Below are 11,974 nucleotides of genomic sequence, written 5' to 3'. Positions count from 1 at the left end.
GTTCGACCGGAAACAGTGGCCCCGCCCCGTGCCAATAAACGCGTAGTGCCGCAGCGACCACGCTTGCCATTGCGACCGGCACCAGCGAACGCGGCCGCCACTCGAACAGCAGCAGTTCGACAGCGAGCAGAATCGCAGCGATCGGCGCGGCAAACGTTGCAGACATACCCGCGGCGGCGCCAGCCACCAGCAACGTTGTTCGTTCAGCATCCGAAAGATGGAGCCACTGCGCAACCAGCGAGCCGAAGGCACCGCCCGTCATAATAATCGGCCCTTCCGCACCGAACGGTCCTCCTGACCCGATAGCAACAGCCGCGGAAAGAGGCTTCAGCAACGCCACCTTGGGATCAACACGCGCGCCACGGAGCAGAATCGCTTCGATTGCCTCCGGGATCCCATGCCCGCGTATTTTGTCTGACCCGTATTGCGCCATGAGTCCCACCAGGAGTCCGCCCAGAACCGGTACAAGGGGCATCACCCAATGCGAAAGCGGGGATCCCGAAGGCGCGACCAGAGCCATACTCAATCGATGGTAGTAGAAGATGTTTGTCGCGAGAGCGATCGCTCGCAACAACAGAACAGCCAGCCCTGCTGCGCCAGCGCCGATCAACAGCGCCACACTCGTTAGAAGCCACACCCGCCGATCCACAGTGAAGTCCCGCGACGAGGACGGTCGAGACCTCATCGAACTACCGCGCAGTTCGCTCGGTGCGTATGGCTTGATCTGTGCGTATTGAAGGATATGTGTTTCAACGCCTTTGTCAGCCGTGGAGCCAACTCGTTCAGTTCTTTCGCATGGTCACCTGCGAGCCGACCAAGAACCAGTTTGCCTCTGTGCGTGACTCGCAAAATTGCTCGCCTTTTGTCATCGGCATCAACCCCGCGTTCCAGCAGACCTTCGCGCTCTGAACGATCGACGAGTTCCACAGCACTGTTGTGTTTCAGCCCAAGCCGCTCGGCCGCGTACGAGATCGTTACAGCTGTATCTTGTGGTGCACCTGCCACCTGAAGAAGAAGCTGATGTTGCTGTGGTTGCAATCCCGCATCCAGAGCGGCGCATTCGCTGAAGTGCAGAAAGCGGCGCAGCTCATAGCGAAACTCAGCTAGCGTCCTGAGCAGTAAATCCGGACCGGGTGTTGCGGGTTCATCTTCCATATATATATCGTGACACGATATTACTGATCGTGCAAGTTTGGAACCGTGCGACTCCCCACTGAGATCTGAGGACCTGTGAACGACGTTTGGACTGAGGACTGAGACCGGCACCGTCAGCGAGAATATAGGATCTGTTCCTCGCGATTACATTGATCAGAGTCACATGCTGGGGTGGCGCGCCGAAATTACGGCAGATAACGCATGGCGAATCCATTTCGAACGTTGCTGCGCCTCGCAGCGGTGAAACACTGCGAGGCGCAACGCAAACCAAAAGTTAGTTTGTTTGCCGCTTAACGATGGTCTGCAGGCGCGGGTCCACCCAAAGCGATGCAAACTCCTGGTCCTTGTAGACCCTGTTGAGGTCGGCGAAGTGCTCTGCCTTGGCGCGTTTCAAGTATTCGAGGGCGCCCTCGGAGTTGCCGCGTTTGGCATAGGCCTTGGCGATCAGATAATCCACGGCAGCTCGCTGTGCCGGGGTGCTGACACGGGCAGAGATGCCGGTTTGGCTTTCACTCAGAATGTCGGCATCCAGTTCGATCGCCCGCGCATATTCCGTCATAGCTCGTTCTATTTGATTCAGGCCCATCCAGGATTCGGCAAGATTGAGATGGGCCGGCGCACTGGATTCGTCGAGTTCGAGCGCCTGTTTCAGGTATTTGACCGCGGTTTTGTACTTTTTATCCAGGTAAGCGACGGCGCCGAGGTTGTTGAGCGCCGAGATGTTTTTAGGATCGGCCTTCAGAGCCCGGCTGAAGTACTTCTTCGCCTGACCCCGGTCGCCCAGTTTCAGTTCGGAGATTCCAAGCTTGTTCAGCAGGTTCGGGTCTCGAGGATTAACCCGCAGTGCTTGCTGGTAATAGGAGATTGCCATCAGGTAGTTGTTGTGGACGCGCTCCAAGTCACCTTTACTCTCTGCGGATTTTACGATCTCGTCATTCTTGGGGAGATCCAGAGAAGTCTCTGCCCTGATCAAGGGTGCGACGCAGATAGCAAGGCTGGCTACAATCAGCTTCATCGTGAAAGTGCTCATGGTCTTTCCTCCTTCACGGGGAGCATCTCGCTTGTTTGGCTCGGTCGGCCCTGCGATCTGCTCAACGTCGAAACCAAGTAAACGACGAGCGGCGCAAGACAACAACGCTATACCTGCTACTTACCCGTTGCATCGCGGTTACACGTATTGAGATTCGCCGCAGGTTCCTCTTTCGTAAGCAACTTACACCGGAGGGCCGTCGGAGATCGGGCGAAGTTTTCGGGGTTCGGGGCTGAGGTTAACACCGTTACATACGGTGCAAGGCCCGCTACCTACACCGTTAAATCCAGACAGCAACAATTAAGTGGAACTAATATGGCTGTGCATTCGAATCTCAATAGCAGTTAGTTGCGGGTGAAAGCGTCGCGCAAAAGATGACAGGAAGTGTGGAGACGGCCGAACGTGAAATGGAAAGGGCGGAGCTTGCAACCCTGCTCGAGTCGAAGGAGTTCGTTCGTGCCCCTAAACTCGCCAAGCTTCTGTCGTATCTCTGCGAGAAGTTCTTCGCCGGGGAATCAAATCAGATCAAGGAGTATTCGATTGCGTTGGAGGTCTTTCAGCGCAGAGAATCTTTCGATCAGGATTCTGATTCCATTGTGAGGGTCGAGGCTAACCGGCTGCGGAAGAGACTGGCGGAGTATTACGCGGGAGAAGGCTCATCCCACGCGCTGCACATAACAATACCTGTAGGACAATACGTGCCACGCTTCGAGGCACGTGTGCGCACTCCCGCAGTCGAAAGCCCTGTTCAGGCTCCGAGGGTACAGGGTGCCGGCGAAAATGCGGACTTATCCGCGAAGACGGCGAGCCAGCAAAAAAAGCGCTGGGAGGCATATCGCTGGTGGGTCGCGAGTATCATCGGCCTGCTTGTTTTAAGCTACGGACTTGTTTATTCATGGATGCGGATTCGCAGGCAGAACGTTTCGCCACCGGTGGCGACGGCAATCGAAATCCAGAGCCAGGGGCCCGATTCGCTTATTGGACCGCCAGTGGGGCACGAGATTCGAATTCTGGCCGGCAGCAGCAGAAGTCTCGTGGATCATGCCGGAAAGCTTTGGAGCGCGGATTACGGGTTTACGGGAGGCGCGGCAATACGAAGCTCGATTCCACACGTCGCACGCACACAGGATCCATGGTTCTATCGCAGCAGCCGGCAAGGAGAGTTCCGGTACGACATTCCGCTTCCGAAAGGGATCTACGAACTGCGCCTTCACTTTGCTGAGACGGTATTCGGTCCTGAATCGGGGGGAGCTGGCGGTGAGGGCAGCCGGATCATGACGATTCGTGCGAATGGCAAGACACTTCTCAGCGATTTCGATATCGTGGCGGATGCCGGAGGGAGCCTGGCGGCCGATACCAAGGTTTTTTCAGGTATAACGGCGGCGTCAGACGGCTTGCTTCACCTGGAGTTTGCCGGGGAAGAGGGGAAGCAGGCGACGCTTTCGGCAATCGAAATCCTGCCTGGGTTTCAAGGCCACATGCGTCCGGTGCGCATTCTGGCGAGGCAAACGCCATACTACTCCAATGACAGCCACTGGTGGAGTCCGGATAACTACTTCGAAGGGGGACAACTCACTACATATTCCGCGACGGTTACAGGAACCGATGATCCGGAGTTATTCGAATCTGAGCGATGGGGCAACTTTTCCTATGCAATTCCTGTGACACCGGGAAGATATGTGCTGACGCTCTATTTCGCGGCACGCCATGACAGTCCAGGAGAGCTGTTGAACTCCCAGAGCAAAGGGAAAGAGATGGAGCACGTCTTCAACGTGTTCTGCAACGGCAAGGTGCTGCTGCAGAATTTCGACCTCACGAAAGAAGCGCGCGAGACGGATGGCGTAACCCGGAAATTCAGCGGGCTCGAGCCGAATGCCCAGGGGAAACTGCTCCTGACGTTTGAGCCGGTCAAGGGATATGCAACCGTTGTTGGCCTCGAAGTGCTTCCGCAGTAGTCTTCTGCAGGGTGGGACCGCGCTGTCGAATGATGCCTCAATCGCAGATCACAGTCAGGGCGTATGGCCGATGAACTTGTCTGCCCACTCGATGAAATATTTCATGTTCGGCGCGTCGGTGTGACCTCCATCGTGCTGGCGCCAGGCAAGCTGGCCGTCAAGTAGATCGGTATTGACCGGAGGCATCTGCGCCGTATGGTAATCGCCTTCGACTGCGAGACCCTGGGCGCCAAGTAATACGAACACTCGGCTTGCATCCACTGCCGCCATAAAGCTGCCTTTGTGATCGAGCCAGTTGGCGTCGCCCTTCGCCGGGATTCCGTAGCTGATGAAGGTCAATCGGGGCGCGCAAAGTGCAATCAGTTCATTCGAATCGACGGGAATATCTGCAGGGGTCATGCTTCCAAATGAGGCTTCGGAAGCCCCGTACTTCATGAAGTTGCCGGCCATCCAGTAATACTCACCACCGGTAAGGCTCTCGACTGCTTCGCCGAAGTTTCGGCGAAGCAAGGTGGCGCCCCCCTTGCCCGACGACCCAACGAGCACGATGGCGAATCGCTGATCGAATGCCATGGTGACGAGCGCAGCCTTGCCATAGCGAGAGACGCCTTCAATGCCAACATGCTTCGCATCGACTGCGGGATCGATCCCCAGATAGTCCAGACCGCGACCGGCTCCCCAAGCCCACGCGCGCAACGCGCCCCAGTCTTCGGGCTTGCGCGGCTGTCCCTTATTCACGAGGCCGATAATTCCCCGCGTCAGGCCTCCGCCGTCATCGGCCTGAACACTGGCTGGATCGAAAAGCACGAACCCCCAGCCTGCCGCGACAAGTTGCCATGTGTTCGGCAGGCCTCCATCTTCATTCAACTGCGGGAATTGGAACGGAGTGGCCTTCACAAGCTGCCATGCCGGATGCTGCTCGAAGACCTGCTTCAGCGACGGATCCTGCTGGATGAGCAGAGACTGCCACGCCTTGTTGACCTTGTCGAGATCGCCGGCGGAGGGTTCGTTGGGATTTGGGAAAGCGGCGCGGCCAAACATCATCAGCACCGGAGCCGGGCCTTTGGCGCGAGCCGGCAATACCAGCATCATGTGAATGTGAACGTCGATTGTTGGGTACGAGGAATTATCGACAACACCCTCAATATCTTTGGCGATAACCGGCGTGAAGCCGAGCATCTCGTGGTCAACGGTGTTGACTGTCCACTTCACCTTGGGGACGTTGCTTGGAACTCGGCCGTAAACGTACTTCGAGAACATCTCGACGATTTCGGGGCGGCGTTTGTCCCACCACATTGCGGATGTCGTTACTTTCTGACCGTCGTTCATGGTTAGTGGGTCAGGCAGATTAGGGTATGGATTGGCCTTCGACTCATCGTAGTTGGCGTGGTTCGGCGCTTTTTCATCGCCGCTCGGGCCAGGGCGCAGGGCCTTGATGCCAAGCTGACCCATCATGTTCTGCTGGTCTTGCTCGGATGTATACGGGCCCGGCTGCGGAGCCTGACTTTGAGCAATTGCGAAACTGGAACTGATTGCGCAAATTGCAACCAGGAGAAAAAGAGGTACAGAAGAATACTTGATGTTGGTCAAGAAGCTGCTCCCTGATGTTATGCTTTGAACGTTTTTCGCGAAGATTCAGTTGGGGGTCCATATTAAACGTTCCGCCATCAAACGAAAACTAGCTTTCTTTGCGTTTCTCTTATCAATCGCGCTTCTGAATTGCCTGGCAGCCTGGTCGCAGGCTCAACATGCAGCGATGACGCCGGTTTGGGTGGCGAGTTGGGGAGCTTCGCAGCAAATACCGGAACCGCAGAATGCGCTATCTGCGGACGACCTCACCGATGCGACGGTGCGGCAGGTTTTTCATTTGTCGGCAGGGGGATCCGCGCTGCGCGTGCATCTTTCGAATGCGTTCGGAACGGAAGCGCTCCATATTTCGTCCGTGCACATCGGCCGGCCCGTTTCACCGGCGACGTCCGGAATCGATCCGGCTAGCGATCGACCGCTGAGCTTTGCAGGTAGTCCAGAAGCCGTGATTCCGCCTGGAGCGGAGGTAGTCTCGGATTCCCTGGATTACGCCGTGACGCCGCTTTCTGATCTCGCGATTACGTTCCATTTGCAGTCGCCACCCGCGCGGGAGACAGGGCATCCGGGGTCTCGGGCGACATCGTATTACGTGCATGGCGACCAGGTGAGTGCAGCCGCACTACATGAGCCAAAGCAAGTGGATCACTGGTACCAAGTCTCTGAGATTGATGTGCAGGCTTCAGCAGGTGCTGCAGCGGTGGTTGTCCTGGGCGATTCCATCACCGACGGACATGGTGCAACCACGAATGGAAACGATCGCTGGACGGATGTACTGGCGAGCAGGCTGCAGGGCTCGGCAATATCGCGCAATATCGGCGTATCGAACCAAGGCATCGGTGGCAATCATCTGCTGACGGACGGACTCGGGCCGAATGCATTGGCGCGCTTCGATCGCGACGTACTTGCCCCGACTGGCGTTCGCTGGGTGATCGTGTTCGAGGGCGTTAACGATTTGGGCGGCTTGGCGCGGGATGGCGAAGTGTCTGCGGCACAGCACGTGGCGCTCGTTCATCGAGTGATTGCGGCGTATCAGCAGATCATTGTGCGCGCACATGCGCATGGGTTGCGCGTGTTTGGGGCGACGATCACGCCTTATGTGGGTTCAAGCTACTACCATCCCGGGCCGCTGAGCGAAGCGGACAGGCAGGCTGTGAACCGCTGGATTCGCGCCAACGGAAATTTCGATGCGGTGATTGATTTCGACAGCATAGTTCGTGATCCGCAGCATCCGGATCAGCTTTTACCGGCGTATGATTGCGGCGATCACCTGCATCCATCCCCCGCCGGATATAAGGCTATGGGCAATGCCATTCCACTGAGTCTGTTTGAACATGCAAACTGAAACACGGGAGACTAAGTCATTTGCGCGGGATCCAGACACAGACAGCAAGCTCAGCGGCATCGCGAGCATTGAAGAAGTGAGCCGTACCGCAAATGGGGACTGGATGACGCAGCGACGGCTGAACGGAGACCAGAGCAACCAGGGCCGTCAGCTTTCGATGGATCCTCACCAGATGCGGATCTATCATGTAAAGCTGTACGCGGTCGCCCGGCCGGCTTCGGAACGCTAATGCCGTGCGGCGAGCCTGCTCGCAGAATCACGAGAACAAGTCAGTCGCATGGAAGCGCGCAAAATCATTCACGTGGACATGGATGCGTTCTACGCATCCGTCGAGCAGCGCGACGATGAGAAGCTGCGAGGCGTGCCTGTCGTCGTAGCCTGGCGCGGAAAGCGATCCGTGGTTTGCGCCGCATCGTATGAAGCGCGGAAATTTGGTATCCGGTCTGCGATGCCGGCTGTGCAGGCCGAACGATTGTGCCCGCACGCGGTCTTTGTCCCTCCTGATTTTCCTCGCTATCGGGCAGTATCCAAGAGTGTGCGCGAGATATTTCTGCGCCACACTGCCCTGGTGGAGCCGCTCTCGCTGGACGAGGCTTACCTCGATGTCACAGAGAACAGGACCGGTCTTTCAAGTGCGACGCAGGTTGCTCAAATGATCCGCGAGCAGATTCGACAGGACGTTAATCTGACTGCCTCTGCCGGAGTGGCGCCGAACAAATTTCTGGCGAAGATCGCCTCTGACTGGCGAAAGCCCGACGGGTTGTTTGTGATCAAGCCGCAGGAGGCGATCGCATTTCTTACACCACTTGCTGTAGATCGGTTGCCCGGCGTGGGCAAGGTCACGGCAAAGAGGCTCGCGGAAATCGGAGTGCGAACAGTGGGGGACATTCGCAAAGTTGATATCGCAATTCTCCAGGATCGATTCGGGCGATATGGCGTGCGTCTACACGAATTGGCACTGGGCGTAGACAACAACCCGGTCGAACCCAATCGGCCAACGCAATCGATCTCGGCGGAGGATACATTCGAATCCGATATCCTGCTGAATGAAACCGACGAGATTATCAAGCGACTCGCAGAGAAAGTGTGGCAGGCATCGCGCAAGGAGTCGAGGACGGCTCGCACCATCGTCTTGAAGTTGAAGACGGCAGAGTTCAGCGTTCTTAGCCGAAGCCAAACGCCAGCCTCGCCCGTTGCCTCATGCGACGAACTCACCAACATCGCTCTTGCGCTCAGAGAGAAAGTACGGATGGAACCGGGACAGAGATTCCGGCTGGTGGGAGTCGGGTTGGCGAATTTCCGCGATCCAATGGTCGATCCGCCAGAGGATTTGCTCTTTCAGTGAATGCGGCGATGGCTGGTTGAGCTGATTTTCTTATTTCAAGCATTCAGGCGCGTGTGGTCGGCTGGAGCGGCAAGGGTGGATACGCGAGCCGGAAACACAGGCGGTCGAGGGTGCGCGGAGCTCCATCCAAACAGGAATTCCGTAGCCGGGCCACAAATGCGCCCCTGACACGGTCCCATGCCGCAACGAGTATGGAGCTTGGCTTCGCGCCATGAATGCATGGATTCCAGAGCGTGCCTGGGCACATCTTCGCAGCGGCAAACAAAAGTGTCCTGGGTGGTGAGCTGGTTCAGCTCGGGCCTGAGCTTGAATGCCGCATCAAGCTGCTTTGCAAATCGCACATATCGATCGCGCCGTTTTGAGAGATGGGCGATTGGACGTCCGGTGGATGCCAGGCCTGCGATTTCACCTTCGCACAATGCCTTTTCCAGACCGCCGACGCCGGTAGGTTCGCCGACGCAATATACGCCATTGACGGATGTTTCCTGCGATTCATTCACGCACACGTAGCCGGATTGAATCTGACACTGCAGCAGGCGCGGCAGCTCGAGGTTCGGAACGAGGTGGAATCCGCAACCAAGATAATCGCAGTCGATGGTGCGTACGGTCGGATTGAGTGAAACGGTTACTGAGTGCAGCGAATGATCACCATGAGCCGCGACAACCCACGAACCCGTTCGATACGGTGCGTAGCGTGTTGCAGCACGAAGACGTGCGCCCTCGCGCAATTTGCCGGGATGGCCGAGAAGTTGAACGCCGAATTTTGCGATTTGCGCGAGTGCGGCTTGCTCAAAGATGCCGAGGACGCGTGCGCCGTTTCTCGCAAGATTGGCAGCAACGGCCAGCAGCAGAGGGCCGCTGCCCGAAAGCACCACCCGCTTGCCATGGATGGGCAGGCCCGCCTTCACCATCGCCTGAAGCCCGCCCGCTCCCATTACGCCCTGCAATGTCCAGCCGGGGAATGGCAGAAAACGCTCCCGCGCTCCGGTGGCCAGGATCAGTCGCCGGTAACCGATATCTTCAAATCCGCCGGAAGTCTCTAGACGCAACCAATCCGACGATGGGAATGCTACGACGTAAGCCCCGCAGCGCAATGCAACCCGTCCGCTCTCCAGGGCTTTTCGCAGTTGAGCGAACCTGCCAGTGGACGAATGCTGATTCTCTCGCCCCTCCTCTCCGCGCCAGATCTGTCCACCACATGCTGCGTTGTCGTCGACAAGACAAACTGCGGCGCTGTGCTGGGCGGCCGCTGTAGCCGCTGCCATGCCGGCAGGCCCGGCGCCGATTACAACTACATCGAAGCCGGTCATCCGGTCACCACTTCCATTCCCGGCTGCACAACAAGCTGGCAGGTGCGCACATGTTGAACACCGTTGACCGTGGCGCAACACTCCATGCAGATGCCCATGGCGCAGAGAGGAGTTCGCGGCTCTCCCGAGACCGAGGTGTGCGCGGCGACACCTGCTTGCAAGAGCGCCGCTGCAACGCTGGTGCCTTGCGCTACACGCACCGTGCTCCCATTAATTGTGAGAGGGATGGTCGGATTTGCGCTTTGTGCGGAGATCGATCCGTGCATCGAAGTCCCGAGAGACGTTGATTGTAATTCATTTTGTATACTGCGCAAGAAGCACACAAATCTCATTGAAGGAACCCATGAACGGCGAGCCGGCCCTTTCCCGGAAAATCGAAGTGATAGACTCGCATACCGCGGGCGAGCCGACGCGCTGCATTCTCTCGGGTGGACCCGACCTTGGCAAGGGATCGTTGCAGGAACGCATGGCGCGGTTGAAGAGCCACCACGATTGGACGCGCCGCGCCATTCTATGCGAGCCGCGCGGCTCCGATGTAGTTGTGGGTGCATGGCTGTTGGAGCCGGATTCTTCAGATTGTGTTGCCGCCGTGGTCTTCTTCAACAACGTTGGTTATCTCGGAATGTGCGGCCACGGCACCATCGGTGTCGCAGCCACCCTGGCACATATGGGGCGAGTTCAGCCAGGCATTCACGTTCTGCAAACGCCGGTTGGCAAAGTGAGAATCGACCTCCACTCATCGAATGACGTCAGCATCGAGAATGTTCCGGCATATCGCTACGCAGCGGCAGCAAAGGTGAATGTGCCCGAAGTTGGAACCGTAACAGGAGATATAGCCTGGGGTGGTAATTGGTTTTTTCTGGTTGAACATCATGGCCTGCCGCTCGAATTGGCAAACGTTGATGCACTGACGGAACTCACGTGGAGCATTCGCACTCAACTCAAGGCGAGCGGAATTACCGGCGCCAATGGGGCAGAGATCGACCATATCGAGCTCTTCACTCCACCGCACGACCCTGCGAACCACAGTCGCAATTTTGTACTTTGTCCCGGGAAGGCCTACGACCGCTCGCCCTGCGGAACCGGCACAAGCGCGAAGATGGCCTGCCTTGTTGCCGCTGGAAAACTTGCGCCGGGCGATGCCTGGCGTCAGGAAGGAATACTTGGCACGGTGTTTGAGGGGCGCGTTCGTCTCGAGAAGGGAGCAGTCATTCCTTCCATCACCGGTTCAGCGTTTGTGACGGCGGAAAGTACACTCGTCTTCGATTTGAAAGACCCATTCCGCGCCGGAATCGGCTCATAATGCAGCCCTCCTTCGATGCTGTAATCGTTGGTGGAGGTATTGTTGGAGCTGCCACGGCGTTGGCCTGTGCACAAGCGGGAATGCGCGTTGCGCTGATGGAGCGCGATGTTATCGGCGGAGGCGCTACGGCGGCCGGCATGGGCCACATCGTTGTCATGGACGATTCCGAGGCGCAGTTTGTGCTAACCCGGTACTCGCAGCTGTTATGGTCTGAACTTGCACGCAAGCTCCCTGCCAATGTTGAATATGAGACGCCGGGGACACTCTGGCTGGCCGCTGATGACGAAGAAATGGCGGAAGCGGAGAGGAAGCTGAAGTACTACCGCGAGCGCAACGTTCCTGGGCGCCTTCTGACGGCGGATGAACTTGCGGAAATGGAGCCGAACATCGGGACAGGACTTGTCGGCGCTCTGCTTGTTCCTGAGGACGCTGTCATCTATCCTCCAACGGCTGCGCTCCACCTTATTGAGCTAGCTAAGGAGCTCGGCGTTGCTCTGCTGCCTGGAAGCAATGCGATTGAGATGCGGGATGGACGAGTGTTGCTCGATGACGGGCAGGAATTGGCCGCTCCCTACGCGATCAATGCAACCGGAGCGTGGGCGCCAGAACTCGGCGGCGAAATTCCAATCAAGAAACGCAAGGGGCACCTGGTGATCACCGATCGCTATCCGGGCTATGTGCGCCATCAGCTGGTTGAGCTTGGATATCTGAAGAGCGCCCATTCCATTGCATCCGACTCCGTGGCATTTAACGTTCAGCCGCGAAAGACAGGCCAGATTCTGATTGGCTCTTCGCGTCAGTACGGCGATGAGACTTCAAATATTAACCAGAGGGTCTTGAGTGCAATGCTGCAGCGAGCTGCCGTCTATATGCCGTCTATTGGTTCGTTGAATGCGGTGCGCGTTTGGACCGGGTTCCGAGCAGCCACGCCGGATAAGCTTCCACTG

Annotated in this window: 12 protein-coding genes; 6 read left to right on the top strand and 6 right to left on the bottom strand. The window is 57.4% G+C overall.

Annotation, left to right across the window (positions count from 1 at the left end; genetic code table 11):
- The 3 genes from WA354_RS23780 to WA354_RS23770 form a co-directional block, all read right to left on the bottom strand.
- A partial coding sequence (locus WA354_RS23780) for a chloride channel protein (RefSeq protein WP_472815512.1) occupies nucleotides 1-685 on the bottom strand: 685 nt, incomplete at its 3' end.
- Nucleotides 682-1,155, bottom strand: a complete 474-nt coding sequence (locus WA354_RS23775; RefSeq protein WP_472815511.1) for a MarR family transcriptional regulator — start codon at nucleotides 1,153-1,155, stop codon at nucleotides 682-684. The genes WA354_RS23775 and WA354_RS23780, both read right to left, overlap by 4 nt.
- 274 nt (nucleotides 1,156-1,429) lie before the next feature.
- A complete protein-coding gene (locus WA354_RS23770; RefSeq protein WP_472815510.1) occupies nucleotides 1,430-2,185 on the bottom strand; it encodes a tetratricopeptide repeat protein in 756 nt (251 codons plus the stop codon).
- A gap of 407 nt (nucleotides 2,186-2,592) precedes the next feature.
- Between WA354_RS23770 and WA354_RS23765 the strand changes: the two genes are divergently transcribed.
- Nucleotides 2,593-4,140, top strand: a complete 1,548-nt coding sequence (locus WA354_RS23765) for a malectin domain-containing carbohydrate-binding protein (protein WP_472815509.1) — start codon at nucleotides 2,593-2,595, stop codon at nucleotides 4,138-4,140.
- Between the two features lie 54 nt (nucleotides 4,141-4,194).
- Here the strand turns inward: WA354_RS23765 and WA354_RS23760 are convergent, their stop codons facing one another.
- On the bottom strand, nucleotides 4,195-5,730 hold the full coding sequence (locus tag WA354_RS23760; protein WP_472815508.1) for a glucuronyl esterase domain-containing protein: 1,536 nt from the start codon (nucleotides 5,728-5,730) through the stop codon (nucleotides 4,195-4,197).
- 49 nt (nucleotides 5,731-5,779) lie between these two features.
- Here WA354_RS23760 and WA354_RS23755 point away from each other — a divergent pair, with 49 nt between their 5' ends.
- From WA354_RS23755 to dinB, 3 genes are read left to right on the top strand one after another with little or no spacing between them, the layout of a single operon-like run.
- On the top strand, nucleotides 5,780-7,069 hold the full coding sequence (locus tag WA354_RS23755; protein WP_472815507.1) for an SGNH/GDSL hydrolase family protein: 1,290 nt from the start codon (nucleotides 5,780-5,782) through the stop codon (nucleotides 7,067-7,069).
- The gene (locus tag WA354_RS23750; RefSeq protein WP_472815506.1) at nucleotides 7,059-7,298 is read left to right on the top strand and encodes a DUF5597 domain-containing protein; all 240 of its coding nucleotides are present in this window, start codon (nucleotides 7,059-7,061) and stop codon (nucleotides 7,296-7,298) included. Before WA354_RS23755 ends, WA354_RS23750 begins: the two co-directional genes overlap by 11 nt.
- A gap of 48 nt (nucleotides 7,299-7,346) precedes the next feature.
- Nucleotides 7,347-8,414 (top strand): DNA polymerase IV, encoded by a 1,068-nt coding sequence (gene dinB, locus WA354_RS23745; protein ID WP_472815505.1) that lies wholly within the window; start codon nucleotides 7,347-7,349, stop codon nucleotides 8,412-8,414.
- A 35-nt stretch (nucleotides 8,415-8,449) separates the two neighbouring features.
- Here dinB and WA354_RS23740 read toward each other — a convergent pair whose 3' ends face one another.
- On the bottom strand, nucleotides 8,450-9,724 hold the full coding sequence (locus WA354_RS23740) for an FAD-dependent oxidoreductase (RefSeq protein WP_472815504.1): 1,275 nt from the start codon (nucleotides 9,722-9,724) through the stop codon (nucleotides 8,450-8,452).
- On the bottom strand, nucleotides 9,721-9,990 hold the full coding sequence (locus WA354_RS23735) for a (2Fe-2S)-binding protein (protein ID WP_472815503.1): 270 nt from the start codon (nucleotides 9,988-9,990) through the stop codon (nucleotides 9,721-9,723). The genes WA354_RS23740 and WA354_RS23735 overlap by 4 nt, the downstream gene beginning before the upstream one ends.
- 77 nt (nucleotides 9,991-10,067) lie before the next feature.
- Here WA354_RS23735 and WA354_RS23730 point away from each other — a divergent pair, with 77 nt between their 5' ends.
- Both WA354_RS23730 and WA354_RS23725 read left to right on the top strand, forming a co-directional pair.
- Complete coding sequence (locus WA354_RS23730) at nucleotides 10,068-11,027, top strand: proline racemase family protein (protein WP_472815502.1); 960 nt, start codon at nucleotides 10,068-10,070, stop codon at nucleotides 11,025-11,027.
- A partial coding sequence (locus tag WA354_RS23725; protein ID WP_472815501.1) for an NAD(P)/FAD-dependent oxidoreductase occupies nucleotides 11,027-11,974 on the top strand: 948 nt, incomplete at its 3' end. The genes WA354_RS23730 and WA354_RS23725, both read left to right, overlap by 1 nt.

The sequence above is a fragment of the Occallatibacter sp. genome (assembly GCF_049802275.1).
Taxonomy (GTDB): Bacteria; Acidobacteriota; Terriglobia; order Terriglobales; family Acidobacteriaceae; genus Telmatobacter.
Note: the sequence above shows the minus strand (reverse complement) of the source record. Positions and strands in the feature narration are given on the sequence as shown.